Raw genomic sequence first — 16,358 nt, 5'->3', positions numbered from 1 at the left:
CAATCGCCGCACGGCGACACCGCCGGCCCGACGCACAGCCCCCTCCCGGGTGGCAATCATTCAATAACCGCGTCACCAGTATAGGTGTGACAGTGAACCACGGTCAATCAAGGTCCTGGCACGCCGCGCGGCGCCTCCCCCGGCAATCGTCGTCTGCCGCCACCTGATCGATCGGCAGCTTGTTCGAGTGCCGCCTTGCGCGCACACTGGCGGCCTTCAAGGGAGCCCGCGCATGGCACTGAAAGCGACCATTTTTAAAGCTGAACTCACCATCTCCGACACCGATCGCGGCTACTACGCGACGCACGCCCTGACCATCGCCCGCCACCCCTCCGAAACCGACGAACGCATGATGGTGCGCCTCCTGGCGTTCGCCCTGAACGCCAGCGACAGCCTGCAGTTCACCACCGGGCTGTCCACCGAAGGCGAACCCGATCTCTGGCAGAGATCAGCGACCAACGAAATTGACCTGTGGATCGACGTCGGCCTGCCCGACGAAAGACATCTGCGCAAGGCCTGCGGCCGCGCGCGGCAAGTGGTCGTCTATGCCTATGGTGGCAGCAAGGCAGGCCTCTGGTGGGCCAGGGTCGGCCAGGCGCTCGAGCGCTTCGACAACCTCAGCGTCTTCGCGCTGACGCGCGCCACGACCGGCGAACTTGCCGCTCTCAGCCAACGCGGGATGAGCATCACCTGCATGGTCGGCGACGGCGGCGTCTGGCTGAGCGATGGCGGCAACAACGTCAGCGTCGAGCCGGCAGCGTGGATGAATTCCCGCCCTGGGAAGCAGGCATCAGCAAACGGGCGCTGAGCGCGCCGCGGCGCTCAGTGCGGCGGGAAGCGTCCGGCGAGGCGCATGTTATAGATCATTTCGGCCGCTTCGATACAGCGCGCGTTGCCGGTCGCCAGCAGGTCGGCATAGGTCAGTGCCAGTGGTACCGTGGCAGCGGCCTCGTCGCCGGCGAGCAGCGACGCGCCCCAGAAAGGCTTGCGCAACTCGACCAGGTGCTCGTACGCCGCCGGACCGGCGGCTTCGATCCCCTGCTCGGCAAGCAGGCGCGCAGGCAGCTTGTCACCGTAGAGGGTCAGCACGCCGGGTGTCCGCCCATTCGGCATCAGCTCGCCCAGGAGCAGGGCGGCCGCCGCCTCACCACCCCAGCGCGCATGCGCGGGGTTCAGTGACCATGCACGCCAGTCGTCGAAGTGCCGTGCGAGATAGCGGTCGCTGAGCGTCTTGCCGCGCAGGCCGAGCGCATACCCCTGCGCCCACTCGTCGAGCAGACGCTTGCTGGCGACAAGGCAACGCTGTTTGCCGGTGACCACCAGGGCGCCGTGCTGCTGCAGGTCGGCGACGACCGCCGGCAACGAGCCAAGGGCGACGTCGGCAGCAGCGGCAATGCTGCGGTACGGCGCGGCCGCCAACTGCGGATCGCAGAGCAAGGCGAAGAGCACCTTCAGCCGGGCAATGGGGAAGCGGCGGCTGGCTCGCGCGGCGAAGTCCCTGGAGCGCAGCTTGCGCCCGCTGACAAAGACAAAAAGGCCACCACCCTCGAGGTAGGCGTTGCCCGCGCCATCGGCGAATGGCTGCCCCTGTTCACGCAATCGATCGGCCAGTGCCGCCGTCACGCAGGGGGTGAGCAACAGTGGCGAAGGCCGGCCGCCGCCGCTCGCGTGGCGTAGTTGCGCCAGCACGGCGCCGAGGGACTCGGGCGTCAGCCGGCCCTTGACCAGGGCCATGAAGTCATGGCCGCTCCTCCCCTTGCTGATCGTCAGGCAAGTCGCCGACCCTTGCCGCTCGTCGCCGGCCGGGCTATGCACCTCGACCGTCAAGCCATGCCCGCGCAGCGCTTGTACGACGGTGTCGAGAAGGGTCTCCTGCTCGTACTCGCTCATTCCCGGCCACCACCGCAAGTCATGAACAAGTCGCGATTATGAACGCGGAGCCGCCAGCGTTCAATATTCCCGCTTGTTCATGACTGGCAGTGCGCACAGACCTCAGGCTCCGACCTGCCGCGAACAAAGAGGCAGCGGGCTTTCCGGGCGGCGCTCGAGGAGTGGCGAGCCACGAAGCCGCTGCCAGATTCCGTGCACGGGAGCGAGCAACAGCCGCTGCCACGGCTTCGCCGCCGGCTCGAAGCGAACGCGCCCCTTGCCAATGGCCTCGAGCAGGGCGAGTCCGCTGCCGCGCACCAGATGGCTCTCGCCGGCGGCGAGCAGGATATCGCCGGCTTCACCTTCGACGGTCAGCCAGACCCGGCCTGCGGTGCAGATGACGCGCACGCCTCTGGCCGACATCAGCCTGATCGGTGCGTTGTGAGCGAGATACAACTCGCTGTTGTACAAATCGAAGTCCATGGCCAGCTCCCGTGTTTCTGTTCCGATGCGACACAGTGTAGGCCGGCCGGCCTTGATAATACAGTTACAAAAAGGCAAAATTGTGACCAGCACAATTTTCTACCTTGCAAACTGTACCGATCGAGATCAGCAACAACTGTATTGGTGGAGCCGATGGAACACGAACTTCTGCGCTACGAACGACTGGCCGAGGATCTGAGCAGCATCATCGCCGGTGGCAATCTGCGCCCTGGCGAACGCCTGCCGTCGGTACGGCGCCTGTCGCGCGAGCGGCAGCTGTCGGTGTCGACGGTACTGCAGGCACTGCATCAGCTCGAAGACCGCGGGCTCGTCGAGGCTCGACCGCAATCCGGCTATTTCGTCCGCCATGCACCCGCGCCACACGAGCAGCCGAACGCACGCTCGACCCCCGAAGAAGCCGTCCCGGTAGATGTCAGCCAGCGCCTGATACGCGTGCTGCAGACGGGCGGCAGGCCGGGCGTGGCGCCGCTGGGCGCCGCCCTGCCCGCGTCCACCCTGCTGCCCCTGGGGGCGCTGCAGCGACTCTACGGCAGCGTCGCGCGGCGGCACCCGCGGCTGCTCGAAGGCGCCAGCCACATCAACATGGATGAAGCGGCGCTGACCCGTCAGCTGGTGCTGCGCTCGGTCGGCTGGGCCGGACCGCTGGCGGCCAACGAGTTCGTCATCACCAACTCGTGCACCGAAGCACTGGGACTGTGCCTGCGCGCGGTGACCCAGCGCGGAGACACGGTGGTCGTCGAGTCGCCGACCTACCACCTGATGCTCCAGTTGCTGGAAACGCTGGGCCTGAAAGCGCTGGAGATCCCGACCGATCCGCGCACCGGCCTGTCGATCGAGGCGCTCGATGTGGCCACCCGCGACGGCCAGGTAAGCGCCTGCCTGCTGGTCCCCAACGCCAGCAACCCGCTCGGAAGCATGATGCCCGACGAGCACAAGCGCCGACTGGCGAAGCTGACAGCCGAACGCGGCGTGGCGGTGATCGAAGACGACATCTACGGCGACCTGTACTTTGGCAGCAAGCCGCCGCGCCCGATCAAGGCTTTCGACAAAGCCGGCAACGTGCTCCTCTGCTCGTCGTTTTCCAAGTCTCTGTCACCCGCCCTGCGCCTCGGTTTCGTCGCCGCCGGCCGCTATCGGCGACAGGTCGCGCTGCACAAGACCGTGAGTAGCGGCGGCACCAACCCGATCACCCAGCTGGTCGTCGCCGAGTACCTCGAATCGGGTTCCTACGATCGACACCTGCGTAGCCTGCGCCGCATCTACGAGCGCCAGGTCGACGCCATGCGCGCGGCGGTGGCCAGGCATTTCCCGCCGGCAACGCGGATGACGCAGCCGCTCGGCGGTTTCGTGCTGTGGGTCGAACTGCCCGACCAGGTCGATACCACCGCCCTCTACGACCGCGCCATTGCTGCCGGCGTCGCCTATGTGCCCGGCGAACTGTTCTCGGCCAGCGGCATGTACCGCAACTGCCTGCGTCTCAACTGCGGCAACCCGCATACGCCGGCGATCGAGGACGCCGTTCGCCGCCTCGGCGAGTTACTGGCGTCGTGAGGCCACCCGCAAACGCGTTACCGCTCGACAAGGAAGTCGGGGAGTGCCGAATGACCTGCCCAGCGACGGCACCGCCACGCGCGGCGCGGCCCTGAGTGGCCGGCGGCAGATACCGGAGACCCAGCGACAACGGCACCTTCCGCGAGCACAAGCGCGACCGGATAAGGGCCGCAACCCGCCCGCGTCGAGTGGTCGCGAGGGCTCACGTCCGGAAGCATTCGCGTGCTCGCCTTTGTCATAGGAGTGGGCTAGAATCACGCATGCCTCTGATTGAACTCAGCCTGCTTCTTCTTCTGGCCATCGCCGTCGGCGGTGCGCTCGTCCATTGGACACCGCTGCCGTTGCCGATCCTGCTGGTGGTCGTCGGCGTGGTGGCGTCGTTCCTGCCCGGACTGGGCAGCGTCGAAGTCGATCCGGAGCTGTTCCTGCTCCTGTTCATCCCGCCGATTCTCTTTGCCGATGCCTGGGTCTTGCCGCGTCGCGACTTCGTGCATACGCTCAAGCCGGTGCTGCTGCTGGCGCTGGGCTTGGTCGTTCTGACCGTCGTCGTCGTCGGCTACGCGATGCACTGGCTGATCCCGGCGATGCCACTGGCCGTGGCCTTCACGCTCGGGGCGATCGTTTCGCCGACCGACGCCGTGGCCACCGTGGCGACCACCCAGTTGCTGCCCCTGCCCGCGCGCATCGTGCATATCGTCAATGCCGAAAGCCTGCTCAACGACGCGTCGGGACTGGTCGCTTTCAAACTCGCCGTCGCCGCGGCAGCGACCGGGCTGTTCTCGTCGACGGCGGTCGCCGGCAACTTCGTACACCTCGCCGGCGGCGGCATCATCATCGGCATCGCCGTCGAGTGGGTCGGGCGCGAATTGCGCCAGCGGCTGATTCGTCTGCACGCTGGCGACCCGGTGCTGCAGACGCTGCTGACGATATTGATACCCTACGGGGCCTACCTTGCCGCCGAGGCGCTGCACGTTTCCGGAATCCTGGCGGTGGTGGCCGCCGGACTGTGGGCCAGCGGCCAGGAAGTGAAAGGCCTGACCGCCGACGCCCGCCAGCACGCGCGCGAGGTCTGGCGGATGCTGTCCTACGTTCTCAACGGCGCCGTGTTCGTTCTCCTCGGGCTGCAGTTGCGCCGCATGCTGAGCGGCGTCGATGACTTCGCGCCCCTCGATCTGGTGCTCTATGCCCTGGTTCTGTGGGCGCTGTTGATGGTGCTGCGCATCGCCTGGGTGTGGACCTCTGCGCACCTGCGCTTTCGTCTGCGCTGGGGGTGGACCGGCAGCACGACGGGGCCCGACCCGAAACGCCTGCTGCTCGTCAGCTGGGCGGCGGTGCGCGGCTCGATCACGCTGGCCACGGCGCTATCGGTGCCAGCCGTGGTGGCCGCCGGAACGCCCTTTCCCGAACGCGACCTGGTCGTCTTTCTGGCGGCGGCAACGATCATCCTGACCCTGGCGTTCAACGGCGTGCCGCTTCCCTGGCTGATCCGCAAGCTCGCTCTGAACAGCGACGAAGACAGCCCCAACGAGGAACGCACCGCCCGCGCCGAAATCGCGCGCGCGGCGCTCGCTGCCGTCGCCGACGTCGCCAGCGACCTCACCGACCGCGAGGATATTGCCTTCGTCGAGCAGCTCCTCAGCCGCTACCGGGGCAAGCTCGAGCTGCACGAGGGAGACCCCGGGCACGCTTCGCTGCGCGCGACGCACATCGCCCTGCGCCGACGCCTGCGCCTGGCGGCGATCGCTGCCGAACGGCAGCGCCTGCGCCAATTGCGCGAGACCAACGTGATCAACGACGAAACCCAGCGCATCATCGAAGCGGAACTCGACGAACGCGAACTGGTGTCGATGATCAGCGTCGACCGCGGCTAGCCAGAGGCAGCCCCGAACAAGCCGTTCAGACGGCGAACTGCAGCGCCGCCAGCCGCGCGTAGAGTCCGCCGCGCTCGATCAGTTCGAGGTGCGTGCCGGCGTCGATCACCTGCCCGTGATCGAGGACGATGATCCGGTCGGCGCGTTGCACGGTGGCCAGGCGGTGGGCGATGACGATCGTCGTCCGCCCGCTCATCGCCGCTTCCAGCGCTGCCTGCACGACGCGCTCGCTTGCCGCGTCAAGGCTGCTCGTCGCTTCGTCGAGCAGGAGCAGCGGCGCGTTCTTCAGAATGGCGCGCGCGATGGCGATCCTTTGCCGCTGCCCGCCCGACAGGCGAACGCCGCGCTCGCCGACGAAGGTGGCGTAGCCCTCGGGCAGTCGCTGCACGAATTCGTCGACGAAGGCGGCAGCCGCGGCAGCCCGGGTTTCGTCGTCGCTGGCCTGCGGCCGACCGTAGCGAATATTCTCGGCGACGCTGCCCGAGAAGATCACCGCTTCCTGCGCCACCACCGCGATGCGCCGGCGCAGTTCGTCCAGGCGCACGCAGCGCAGGTCGATGCCGTCGATGCGGATGGCGCCCTCGCTGACGTCGTAGAAACGCTGCAGCAACTGGAAGACGGTCGTCTTGCCGGCGCCGGACGGACCCACCAGGGCCACCGTCTGGCCGGCCGCTATGCTCAGATCGAGGCCCTGCAGAACGGGCTGTCCCGGCCGCGAGGGATAGGCGAAGCGCAGCTCTTCGAAAGTGACGCACAGTCCGCCGGCGGGCGCTGGCAACGCGACCGGCGCCACCGGCTCGGCAATCGGCGAACGCAGGCTGAGCAGTTCCATCAGCCGCTCGGTCGCCCCCGAGGCGCGCAGCAGATCTCCCCAGACCTCGGCGAGCACCGCCACGCTGCCGGCGACAAGCATCACGTAGAGCGCCGTCTGACTCAGCTGACCGGCGCTCATCTGGCCGGCGAGTACAGCCTGAACGCCACCGTACAAGCCGTAGAGCAGCGAGCCGAAAACGCCGATGATGACAAAGGCGGTGAATGCCGAACGCATCGCGGTACGCCGGATCGAGGTCACGAAGGCCTTCTCGTTGGCGGCCGAGAAGCGCGCCGCTTCGGCCTCCTCCTGGGTGTAGCTCTGGACAATCGAAATGGCGTTGAGAATCTCGCCGGCAATGCCACTGGTATCGGCGATGCGATCCTGACTGGCACGCGACAGTTTGCGCACGCGCCGGCCGATGAGCACCGCCGGGAGAACGAAGAGCACGATGATCCCGGCGACGGTGAGCATCAGCCGCGGCGTCGTGCTGACGAGCATGGTCAGGCCGCCGGCCAGGAGCACGACGTTGCGCAGCCCCATGCTGATACTCGAACCGACGGCGCTGTGAATCACCGTCGTGTCGGTGGTCAGGCGCGAGAGCACTTCGCCCGATTTCAGCGTCTCGAAAAATTGCGGGCTCTGCCGCAGCACGTGCGCATAGACGGCCTGGCGCAGGTCGGTGGTTACCCGTTCGCCGATCCAGCTGACCATGTAGTAGCGCGCCGCGGTGGCGACGCCGAGCACCACGGCCACCGCGAACAGCCACAGGAAATGCTCGCCAATCGCCGCCAGGCGTTGGCCAGGCTCGCTGCCGGGTGGCGCCGCCAAGCCGCCGTCGACCAGCAGCTTCACGGCAAACGGCAGGGTCAGTGTCGCCGCGGCCGCCAGCAGCAGGAGCAGCAGGGCGAGAGCGATCTGCCGACCATAAGGCGCCACGTAGGGCAGCAGCGCGCGTAGCGGCCGCAGCCTGGGCCCTGGCGCAGGCTGCGCGCCGTCTGGAGTGGCTGCGGAGCGCTCGCCGGAGGCGTCCGGCTTCAGCCGAGCATCCCGCGCAGAACTCCCCAGGCGCCGCCCAGCCCGAGCGCCGCGAAGCAGAGCATCGACAGTCCGAAGCCCGCGCCGCGCGTCTTCGGGTCGCGCGCGTAGGCCAGCGCATACCAGACCCGGGCCAGCCACCAGGCGCTGCCGAGCAGGGTTGCCCAGAACTCAGACGTGTTCACGGCAAAGACCCACAGTACGGGGAGAAAGGCGACCGTATTCTCGAGCGTGTTCATCTGAATACGATAGGCGATCTCGAACTGCGGGTGACCACTGGTCGCCGGCGCCTTGATGGCGAACTTGATCCGGCAGCGACCGACGTAGGCAGTGCAGGCGAAGAGCAGCAGCGAGCAGGCGAGCGTAAGGAGGCTGGCTCCGGGGTAGGTGGTCATGGCTTTTTTCCATCAGCAGCAGTGCGACGCACACTATACCCCGTGAGCATCGTTCCCGGGCCGCTCGCGGCCCTGCGCAAGCTGATTCCGCGACCAATGGCATTCGCTTTCGCGTAAACTGCGTCACGTTACGCTAGGTGAATTGGCCTGAAAATGGCGGCTTCCCGCCTTGCCCGGCCAGCGCAGCATTGGACCTTGCGCCGTCTGGGCGAGCGTTCTGGCAAAAATCAGACGCACCTGGAGGCATTTATCACTGACTCCTCATGTACTCCGACGACAGCATACCCACGGACCCAATGAGCATGAAAACCAAGCATCTCCTTCGCCACGCCGTGACGGCACTGCTACTGCTGGCAAGCTTTGCCGCACTGCCCGCGGAGCAGGAGCAAGCCGAGAACGATTGGCAAATCGACAACGCGACGGTTACCGAGGTGCCGTTTTTCAGGCAACTGATCGACGGCCAGTGGTTTGAGCGCAGGCCGCGCAACCGAGGGACTTTCCTTGAAGTACGCGCCACGCTCAAGGTCGCGGGTGACGGATCGTTCGGACCAAGCAGCCTGGCAACTGCCGGCCTCCTGGCCGGAGCCGGCGACGTGCCGATAGGCGCAGAGTTGCTGGCTGTCGGCGTGGTCAGGACGAATTGCCTCTACCTGCGGGCCCCGATTGGCGCGGGCAACGAGACCTTCGCCAAGCTCGGCGCCGGCAACGAAATCGCCATTCTGCGCGAGAGCGATGCCAATGGCCCCCTGTTTCTCAGAACGCGTGCCCCCAGTCTCGAACTGTGCATGGTGTTCGAGTTGCCGGATACGCCGCCGTCACCATTGCGCTGGCGCTTCGCGGAACGGACGATTCCGCTCGCCGCCGGCACAAGATCCCCTGCCGAATCCGAAGCGGCGGCCAGCGACCCGCTCGATTCCGCCGCATCACTCGCGTCTTCGCCGTCAGTGCCGCCGCTCTGGCGACGGGCGATTTCCTCGCCTCTGCTGTGGACCGCGCTGGTCCTGGCTGCGCTGGCCCTGGTCGGCGGCGTCGCCTTGCAACGGCTATGGCGCCGCCACCGCCTGGCAAACGGCAGCGGCAGCCACGCGGACAGCTCGTCGGCGCTGGACATCCCGCGGGTAGGTGCGGCACACCAGCCCACACGCTTCGCCAGCGTCGAACCCGAAGCGGGCGCCGGCCACCTGCAGTTCCATGACGCCATGGCGGCACTCCGACTGGGCGACTGGGAGCGGGCGAACGCCGTTTTCGGCGAGGCTATCGCGGTCGGGCTGACGCCCACCTTCGAAGCGGGCGCGTGGAGTCTGCGCGGCGAGGCGATGCTCAATGACGGCGACCTCGTCGGGGCAGCGACCTGCTTCCTGCGCGCGCTGAGCTCTCCCGGCGTGACGGTCGAGGCGGCCCTTCCCGCGGCCAGCCAGCTGGCCGCCATCTACCGGCAGCTCCGCCTGCGGCGGGATGCCGTGAAGATGGAGGATGTGCGCGCCCGGATCAACCCCTTCGCCGGCGATCTCGGTCCGCAGCGACTGGAGTTGATCGCCAGCCTGGCCAGGGAGCTCAAACACAAGAAGCGCACCAGGATGCTCGCCCGCCTCATTCCCTGAACTCGCCACCGCGGCCAGGCCGAGCCAGGCCCGGCCGACGCTTGCCGGCAGCGCCACGCGGGCGGAATACGGGCACGCGCGTTTATGGGTAGAATGTGCCCTTGCCAAGCCATCATTCAGGGAGTTCCGTGTTCGATCCGCTGCGCAGCCAGCTACGCATCCTCCTGCTCGCCGGCGCGCTGCTTTTCGGCAGCAGCGGTTGTGACATGGTCAAGGAGAAACTGGGGCTGGAAGAACCTGTCGCCAAGGCTGCCCGGCTCGCTGCCGAGGGACAGGCGGTCGGAGGCGGCTGCCGCCAGTCGGGGCGCGCCATCGAGGATTGCTACTCGATCTATTCCTGGCTGCCAAAGGCCGCCATCTATCAGGGTTGGCGCGACATGGACAGCTACATGCGCGAGAACAAGCTGGATACCGTCGAGCCGCAACTGCCACCGCCACAGCCTCCCGGTGCCAGGAAGAAGAGAAGGCCGCCCGCAACCGATGCTGGCGACGAAGCGAAAGCCGCAGCGAGCGACAAGGGCGACGCCGACCTCGGCAGCGAGCGGCAGTCCGGCAGTCCCCGTTGAGCGCCGGCTGCCGCCGCCTCAGGGCGCGGGATTGGTGTAGCGCAGGTGAAGCTCGTTGATCTCGGCCAGCAACGGCGCCGACAGGTGCACCGCCAGGGCGCCGAGATTCTCGTCGAGCTGCGCGATGCTCGTCGCACCGATGATCGTGCTGGCCGAAAACCAGCGTGAGTAAACGAACGCCAGCGCCAGCTGGCTCGGTGTCAGCCCGTGCCGGCGGGCGAGTTCGGCATAGGCAGCGACCGCCGGCGCGACGTTGAACTTTGTGTAGCGCTGACCGAAACCGGCGAACCGCGTGATCCGGCCTGCCGCGTTCGCGTCGACCAGATACTTTCCCGAAAGCGTGCCAAAGGCGAGCGGCGAGTACGGCAGCAGGCCGATGTTTTCCCGCTGGCAGACCTCGGCCAGCCCGCTCTCATAAACCCGGTTGAGCAGGCTGTACGCATTCTGCAGCGAGACCGGCCGTGGCAAATCGTGCTCACGCGCCAGGCGGACGAACTCCATGACTCCCCAGGGGTGCTCGTTGGACAGACCGAAGTAGCGAATCTTGCCTTCCCGCACCAGCGTCGCCAGCGCCTGCAAGGTCTCCAGAATCGGCGTCGACTCGTGCTCCTTGGCGGGATCGTACTGCCACTGGCCGAACATCGGCTGATTGCGCGCCGGCCAGTGCAACTGGTAGAGATCGACGTAATCGGTGCGCAAACGGCGCAACGAAGCTTCGACCCCGGCACGCAGGCTGGCCAGGTCGAATGCCAACTCGCCGCCACGGATCCAGTTCAGGCCGCGCGACGGTCCGGCGGCCTTGCTGGCAACGATCACCTGCTGCCGCGACTGGCCGGCCAGCCAGTTGCCGACGATCTCTTCGGTCCGGCCATAGGTGGCGGCCCGCGGGGGCACCGGATACATTTCGGCGGTATCGATGAAGTTGACCCCGGCAGCAAAGGCGCGGTCGAGCTGCGCATGCGCTTCGCGCTCGCTGTTCTGCTCGCCGAAGGTCATTGTCCCGAGACAGATCTCGGACACCTGCAGAGCGCTGTTGCCAAGCTGCCTGTTGTTCATGCTTCCTCCCTTTGCGGTGCACCCATCGCCAGGACGACGAGGTCAACGCCGCGAGCACCAGACCTCGGTCATCCTCATCTATAATCCCGCCATAAAAGCTGCGCCATTCGCGGTCGTGGCGCGCCGGATACGATACACTCAATCGCCACCGCCCACCGACTTCCACCGGAACAGCGACCGAACAGCCCAGCGATATATGCCAGATCAGCACCAGCCGCCTCCGCCAACGCCTGCAAACGACTATCGTGCGCAGGTTCTGCTCGCCAGCAGGAACCTGTTTCAGCAGCGGCTCAGAAAGATGGTCGGTGAAGCAGGCGGCAACATCTCGGCGAGCCTGGACGCCTTCAGCCGCGAAGTCGGCAACGCCCACGATGTACTGGCATCGGCCAACCCGCTTGATGGGTTCGATCAGGTTGCAAGCCTGACCGCCTCACGTCTGACGCTGATGGGCGACGATGACCTCGAAGTGGGAATTCGGCTGCGTGAAATCGCCACCCACCTGCGCGATGCCGGCGGCCGCGAGCTATGGCGCAGCCGTTCGCTCTACCTGACCTTGCTGGATCGCACGACGATGGGACCGGATAACAATCCGGTGGGCCCGGAAGCCATTTGCGAAGGCCTCGCGGCGATCTGTGCGCAGCACGACGGCAGCATCGAGCAGACCTTCGCCATGCTCGACCGGGTCGAGGATCTCCTGTGCCAGGGGTTGCCGGCGCTGTATGCCGAGATCAACGAGCTGCTGACGAAACTGGGCGTCGAGCCGGCGCAGGCGCACTACACGGCCAACGTCGCGTCGCCGGCCAGGCCGGCTGGCGGGCAAGCGGCAAGCGCCGGCACGCAGCCCGCCACGAATGCGCTGCTGCTGCTCCAGGACGTGCTGCGCCACCGCAGCGGCCTGCTGCAAGCGGGAGCTGGCGGCCACTTCGTCGCCGCCGATGGCCAGGCAGAGGCGGCGAATCCCTTGCTCGACGACGCCGCCGCGGCGTACATGCTGAAGGACCTGCTCGAACGGCTGACGGCCCTCGAACTGCGCTCGGCATCGTCCCCCGCCGCCGGCCACGACGAATCATCGCCGTCCGCGCCGCGCCCTCTGAAATCGAGCGATCTCGACGTACCGCTGGGCAGGACCGAGGCCCTCACGCTCGACACCATGGCGCTGATCTTCGAAGCCATTTTCGAATCCGCGGACATCCCCGACGCGGTCAAGGGAATTATCGGGCGCCTGCAGATTCCCCTCCTGAAGCAGGCCATCGTCGATCCGACCCTATTTGCCAACAACCAGCATCCGGCCCGCCTGCTGATCAATCGCATGGCCCGCGCGGCCGTCGGGCTTCCCCCGAATACGGGCGTGGATCATCCGCTGTGCAAGCGGATCGCCGCCATCGCCAGTGCGCTCCGCGACCCGCGCGAGGAAAGCGGCGATGGACTTGGCAAGGCACTCGCCGAACTCGACGCGCTGGTCAACGAAGGTGACCAGGCGGTGCGCGCGGCCGCTGCCGGCCATATCCGGCTGGTCGTCGAGCATGAACAGGCCATCGCCGCCCAGCAGGCAGCCGAGACATGGCTGCGCGCCAGCCTGGCGCGCACACGCTCACCGGAAGTCGCCGCCTTTCTCGAACGTTACTGGGTGCGCGTGATGGCCGCGGCGGCCCAGGCGGGTGGCACCGAGGGTGCACGCTGGCAACAGGACAGCGCGACGGGAGGAGAACTGATCTGGAGCGTGCAGCCGAAGCAGACCAACGAGGAACGCAAGCACCTTGCCGGCATGGCCTCGTCACTGATCAAGCGCATTGGCGGCGGGCTCGATGGAATCGGGATTTCCAGCGCCGAAAGGCTTCCTTTCCTCAACCGCCTGTTCGACCTGCAAACCGCGGCGCTGCGCGGCCAGGCGCAGGAAAAGGTCACGCCGGCAGGGCTGCCGCTGGAGCGGCGAAGCCAGGGCAGACCGGCGAGCGGCCCGGCCGCCAAGGGTGGGACGTGCGCACTCGGAAGCGGCGAGTTGCAGGTTCACTACCTCGCCCACGCGGACGACGAGGCCACGGCCCGCGCCGCCGCCAGCAGTGGCTGGCAGGTCGGCGACTGGCTGCGCTTCGCGCTGCCCGATCGGGAGCAGGAGCCACTTTGTGGTCTGTGCTGCTGGCAGAGTCCGTCGTCGCACACGGTGCTCCTTTTCAACCCCGTCTGGGGCTACGCCGTCGCCCTACCGAGCGCGCTGCTCGAGCAGCAGGTGCGCGCAGGCCGCGCGCAGGTCGTCTCCGGGATGGCCACCTTCGACAGCGCTGCCGAACGCGCCCTGCGTCTTCTCGACTGACCGAGCGCCGCGCCGGGCAACCCGGCCAGTCCTTCGCTCCCCGCCGTCGCCTCTGGGCCCGCCGCAGATCAATGTATAATCTCGTTTTTTCCGTGTTCGAGCGTTGACTGACTTGACTGATCCGAAGGCTTCACCCATCCGCTTCACTGACCTCGGCCTCGCGCCCGAGTTGCTGCGCGCCATTGCCGACCAGGGCTACAGCGAGCCAACGCCGATCCAGGCGCAGGCGATTCCCGTCGTTCTCGCCGGACGAGACCTGATGGGCGGCGCCCAAACGGGAACCGGCAAGACCGCCGCTTTCACCCTGCCCCTGCTGCAGCGCATTCTCCCCTTCGCCAGCCCGAGTCCTTCGCCTGCCCGCCACCCGGTGCGCGTGCTGATGCTGGCACCGACGCGCGAACTGGCGATCCAGGTCCATGAATCGGTGCAGACCTACAGCAGGCACGTACCGATCAGGAGTTGCTGCGTTTACGGCGGCGTCGACATCAAGGCGCAGATCGCCGAAATTCGCTGCGGCGTCGAAGTACTGGTCGCCACGCCTGGCCGCCTGCTCGATCTCGTCGAGCAGAAGTGCCTGCACTTCAACAGCGTCCAGGCGCTGGTCCTCGACGAAGCCGACCGCATGCTTGACATGGGCTTCATCCCCGATGTCACCCGCATCATCAACATGTTGCCGCAGCAACGCCAGAGCCTGCTCTTCTCGGCGACTTTTTCGGAAGAGATCAAGAAGCTGGCCGACAAGATGCTCAAGTCGCCGGAGCTGATCGAGGTCGCCAAGCGCAACACCGTCTCCGAGACCATCACTCACCGCGTCCATCCTGTGGCCAGCGAAGCCAAACGTGCGCTGCTGGTAAAGCTTCTGCGCTCGTCGGATTTCAACCAGGTTCTGGTCTTCACGCGCACCAAGGTGGAAACCAACCGTCTCGCGCGCGAGTTGCAGCGCGCCGGAATTGCCGCCGACTCGATCCACGGCGACAAGAGCCAACTGGAACGTCTGAAGGCGCTGGAAGCGTTCAAGGACGGTTCTGTGCTGGTCCTGGTGGCGACCGACGTCGCCGCCCGCGGACTCGATATCGACGAGTTGCCGCACGTGATCAACTTCGAACTGCCGCGAACGCCGGAAGACTACATCCACCGCATTGGCCGCACGGGCCGTGCCGGCAAGGCCGGCACGGCGATTTCGCTGGTCTCGGCCAGTGAAGTGCCGTATCTGGTCGATATTGAAAAACTGATCAAGATCAAGGTCGAGCAGGTGATCATCGCCGGCTTCGAACCGGAATACGACTACACCTACCCGCCCGGCGACAAGCATCGTCATCGCCGCAATCCTGCCGCACCCGCACCTGCGCCGGCTTCACCAGAGGCCGCGCGCAGCGAGCGAGCAAGCGCGCCGCGCAAGGGCGTCGGCAAGCCCGGCACCGGCCGACGCCCGAGCCATATCGCGGCCGACGGTTTCGACTTCAGCAAGCCCTACGAAAGCGCCGAACCGCGTCCGGTCGCCGCAGCCGTCGATGGCGAGGCCGCGAAGGCATTGGGCCGCGTCGAGCATCCGCACAAACGACGCCGTGCGGTGGCCGCGCTACTGGGCGGACTCGGGCGCGAGTGAAACCCTGCCGCCAGGCACGGCAGGCGGCACTTCGACCAATTTAAGAATGGCCAGCGAGATGTTGTCGCCGTCGCCATTGCCCATCGCTCGGGCACGGCCAATCAGCAATTCGGACGCATCCCGCGCCGACGACGCGCCGTCAATCACCCACGCCAGTTCCTGGTCGGTGAAATAGCCCCACAGGCCGTCGGAGCAGAGCAGGAAGGTGTCGCCGCCCTGCAGATCGTCGGCTTCGCCGAAAGCGATCTTGGGGGCATCGACGCCCCCCAGAGAAGTCAGCAGAATGTTCCGGTGGGGGTGGACGAGCGCCTGTTCAGGGGTCACCCTTCCCTGCACCACCAGCTGTGCGACGTAGGAGTGATCAGTGCTGCGAAAGACCAGGCTGTCGCCGCGAAAACGGTAGAAGCGGCTGTCGCCGCAGTGCGCCCAGCTGACCTTTCCCGGTTGCAGCAGCAGCATGACTGCCGTGCTGTGCGGATCTTTCTCGTTGATGAAGCGCGACGCCTTGATCAGCATATGCGCTTCGTTGATACTCGATTCGAGCAGTACGCGCGCCGATTCGGAACGTGCGGAAAAACGCTCGAGATTGTCGCGTGCCGTGTGCACCACCTGCTGCGCGGCGAGCACACCCCCGGTATGCCCACCCATCCCGTCGGCGACGACTGCCAACACCACGCCACCCCCACGCGGATGCGGCAGGATCGCTACGCGGTCCTGCTGCTCGCGGCGGTCACCCTGATGCTGGGCCACGCAGGCATCGATTGAAATTGCCATTGACTCGGACTTCCCGTACGGTCACACGCGACGCCATCGTTGGCCGGAGTGTCTGACGAGGCATGCACAGACCGGCACAGGAAACGAAGGTCGGCCTTGTTGTTCTAGAAATTCACCCGTCGAAGTTCGCTCGGGCGAGGCAAGTGACTGCTGTTCTCTGGATGGCGCTCGATATATACGCGGTGGGCAGCAACCACCAGGGTATGCACCTCGTCACTGCTCAGCGCCGGAAAGTTTTCGCGCAGGACGCGATAGGCGAGCAGTTCGAGCGACTGTCCGGCCCAGCCGTGTTGCGGATCAAAAAATGGCTCGATCATCACGTAGGCCGCGTCGAACGCCGTCCGCAAGTCGAGCTGGCGCCGCCTCTCCTCGGCTGCCGCCGTTCGTTCCAGCCCTTCGCTCAAG

General features: G+C 66.6%; 14 protein-coding genes. 7 read left to right on the top strand and 7 right to left on the bottom strand.

All coding sequences use genetic code 11. From position 1 onward, the window contains the following. Positions 1 to 232 precede the first annotated feature (232 nt). Positions 233 to 808, top strand: a complete 576-nt coding sequence (locus QZ613_RS15990; protein WP_291867664.1) for a YaeQ family protein — start codon at positions 233 to 235, stop codon at positions 806 to 808. Between the two features lie 14 nt (positions 809 to 822). Here QZ613_RS15990 and QZ613_RS15985 read toward each other — a convergent pair whose 3' ends face one another. Beyond that, positions 823 to 1,890, bottom strand: a complete 1,068-nt coding sequence (locus QZ613_RS15985) for a type IV toxin-antitoxin system AbiEi family antitoxin (RefSeq protein WP_291983177.1) — start codon at positions 1,888 to 1,890, stop codon at positions 823 to 825. Between the two features lie 102 nt (positions 1,891 to 1,992). Continuing rightward, positions 1,993 to 2,352 carry a DUF2917 domain-containing protein gene (locus QZ613_RS15980; RefSeq protein WP_291983175.1) on the bottom strand — a complete coding sequence of 120 codons (360 nt, stop codon included), beginning with the start codon at positions 2,350 to 2,352 and terminating at the stop codon, positions 1,993 to 1,995. Positions 2,353 to 2,505: 153 nt separating this feature from the next. Between QZ613_RS15980 and QZ613_RS15975 the strand changes: the two genes are divergently transcribed. Both QZ613_RS15975 and QZ613_RS15970 read left to right on the top strand, forming a co-directional pair. Further along, positions 2,506 to 3,924 carry a PLP-dependent aminotransferase family protein gene (locus QZ613_RS15975; RefSeq protein WP_043567337.1) on the top strand — a complete coding sequence of 473 codons (1,419 nt, stop codon included), beginning with the start codon at positions 2,506 to 2,508 and terminating at the stop codon, positions 3,922 to 3,924. Positions 3,925 to 4,184: 260 nt separating this feature from the next. Then, positions 4,185 to 5,795: a Na+/H+ antiporter gene (locus QZ613_RS15970; RefSeq protein WP_043567338.1), complete on the top strand. Its 1,611-nt coding sequence runs from the start codon at positions 4,185 to 4,187 to the stop codon at positions 5,793 to 5,795. 25 nt (positions 5,796 to 5,820) lie between these two features. Here the strand turns inward: QZ613_RS15970 and QZ613_RS15965 are convergent, their stop codons facing one another. Beyond that, on the bottom strand, positions 5,821 to 7,545 hold the full coding sequence (locus tag QZ613_RS15965; protein ID WP_291867678.1) for an ABC transporter transmembrane domain-containing protein: 1,725 nt from the start codon (positions 7,543 to 7,545) through the stop codon (positions 5,821 to 5,823). Positions 7,546 to 7,643: 98 nt separating this feature from the next. Further along, positions 7,644 to 8,039, bottom strand: a complete 396-nt coding sequence (locus QZ613_RS15960; protein WP_043567341.1) for an MAPEG family protein — start codon at positions 8,037 to 8,039, stop codon at positions 7,644 to 7,646. A gap of 302 nt (positions 8,040 to 8,341) precedes the next feature. On the opposite strand from QZ613_RS15960, the gene QZ613_RS15955 reads away from it, so the two are divergent. Next, a complete protein-coding gene (locus QZ613_RS15955) occupies positions 8,342 to 9,640 on the top strand; it encodes a tetratricopeptide repeat protein (RefSeq protein ID WP_291900840.1) in 1,299 nt (432 codons plus the stop codon). 128 nt (positions 9,641 to 9,768) lie between these two features. After that, the gene (locus QZ613_RS15950) at positions 9,769 to 10,206 is read left to right on the top strand and encodes a hypothetical protein (RefSeq protein ID WP_291867687.1); all 438 of its coding nucleotides are present in this window, start codon (positions 9,769 to 9,771) and stop codon (positions 10,204 to 10,206) included. Positions 10,207 to 10,224: 18 nt separating this feature from the next. Here QZ613_RS15950 and QZ613_RS15945 read toward each other — a convergent pair whose 3' ends face one another. After that, on the bottom strand, positions 10,225 to 11,262 hold the full coding sequence (locus QZ613_RS15945) for an NADP(H)-dependent aldo-keto reductase (RefSeq protein WP_291983173.1): 1,038 nt from the start codon (positions 11,260 to 11,262) through the stop codon (positions 10,225 to 10,227). A 298-nt stretch (positions 11,263 to 11,560) separates the two neighbouring features. Between QZ613_RS15945 and QZ613_RS15940 the strand changes: the two genes are divergently transcribed. After that, the gene (locus QZ613_RS15940; RefSeq protein ID WP_291983171.1) at positions 11,561 to 13,573 is read left to right on the top strand and encodes a DUF1631 family protein; all 2,013 of its coding nucleotides are present in this window, start codon (positions 11,561 to 11,563) and stop codon (positions 13,571 to 13,573) included. A gap of 136 nt (positions 13,574 to 13,709) precedes the next feature. After that, complete coding sequence (locus QZ613_RS15935) at positions 13,710 to 15,179, top strand: DEAD/DEAH box helicase (RefSeq protein ID WP_043567412.1); 1,470 nt, start codon at positions 13,710 to 13,712, stop codon at positions 15,177 to 15,179. Here the strand turns inward: QZ613_RS15935 and QZ613_RS15930 are convergent. Next, a complete protein-coding gene (locus QZ613_RS15930) occupies positions 15,153 to 15,953 on the bottom strand; it encodes a protein phosphatase 2C domain-containing protein (RefSeq protein ID WP_043567347.1) in 801 nt (266 codons plus the stop codon). The genes QZ613_RS15935 and QZ613_RS15930 overlap by 27 nt on opposite strands. Before the next feature lie 104 nt (positions 15,954 to 16,057). Further along, positions 16,058 to 16,357, bottom strand: a complete 300-nt coding sequence (locus QZ613_RS15925) for a hypothetical protein (RefSeq protein ID WP_291983169.1) — start codon at positions 16,355 to 16,357, stop codon at positions 16,058 to 16,060. Between the last annotated feature and the right edge of the window lies 1 nt (position 16,358).

The sequence above is a fragment of the Candidatus Accumulibacter sp. ACC005 genome (assembly GCF_907163215.1).
Taxonomy (GTDB): Bacteria; Pseudomonadota; Gammaproteobacteria; order Burkholderiales; family Rhodocyclaceae; genus Accumulibacter; species Accumulibacter regalis.
The sequence above is the reverse complement of the archived record's forward strand: the minus strand, read 5'-3'. Positions and strand labels throughout refer to the sequence as shown.

Bases quoted from the DNA above. Each gene is read 5' to 3' on its own strand.
- QZ613_RS15980 (WP_291983175.1), bottom strand. From the start codon at position 2,352: ATGGACTTCGATTTGTACAACAGCGAGTTGTATCTCGCTCACAACGCA.
- QZ613_RS15985 (WP_291983177.1), bottom strand. From the start codon at position 1,890: ATGAGCGAGTACGAGCAGGAGACCCTTCTCGACACCGTCGTACAAGCG.
- QZ613_RS15975 (WP_043567337.1), top strand. From the start codon at position 2,506: ATGGAACACGAACTTCTGCGCTACGAACGACTGGCCGAGGATCTGAGC.
- QZ613_RS15945 (WP_291983173.1), bottom strand. From the start codon at position 11,262: ATGAACAACAGGCAGCTTGGCAACAGCGCTCTGCAGGTGTCCGAGATC.
- QZ613_RS15940 (WP_291983171.1), top strand. From the start codon at position 11,561: ATGGTCGGTGAAGCAGGCGGCAACATCTCGGCGAGCCTGGACGCCTTC.
- QZ613_RS15990 (WP_291867664.1), top strand. From the start codon at position 233: ATGGCACTGAAAGCGACCATTTTTAAAGCTGAACTCACCATCTCCGAC.
- QZ613_RS15955 (WP_291900840.1), top strand. From the start codon at position 8,342: ATGAAAACCAAGCATCTCCTTCGCCACGCCGTGACGGCACTGCTACTG.
- QZ613_RS15970 (WP_043567338.1), top strand. From the start codon at position 4,185: ATGCCTCTGATTGAACTCAGCCTGCTTCTTCTTCTGGCCATCGCCGTC.
- QZ613_RS15930 (WP_043567347.1), bottom strand. From the start codon at position 15,953: ATGGCAATTTCAATCGATGCCTGCGTGGCCCAGCATCAGGGTGACCGC.
- QZ613_RS15960 (WP_043567341.1), bottom strand. From the start codon at position 8,039: ATGACCACCTACCCCGGAGCCAGCCTCCTTACGCTCGCCTGCTCGCTG.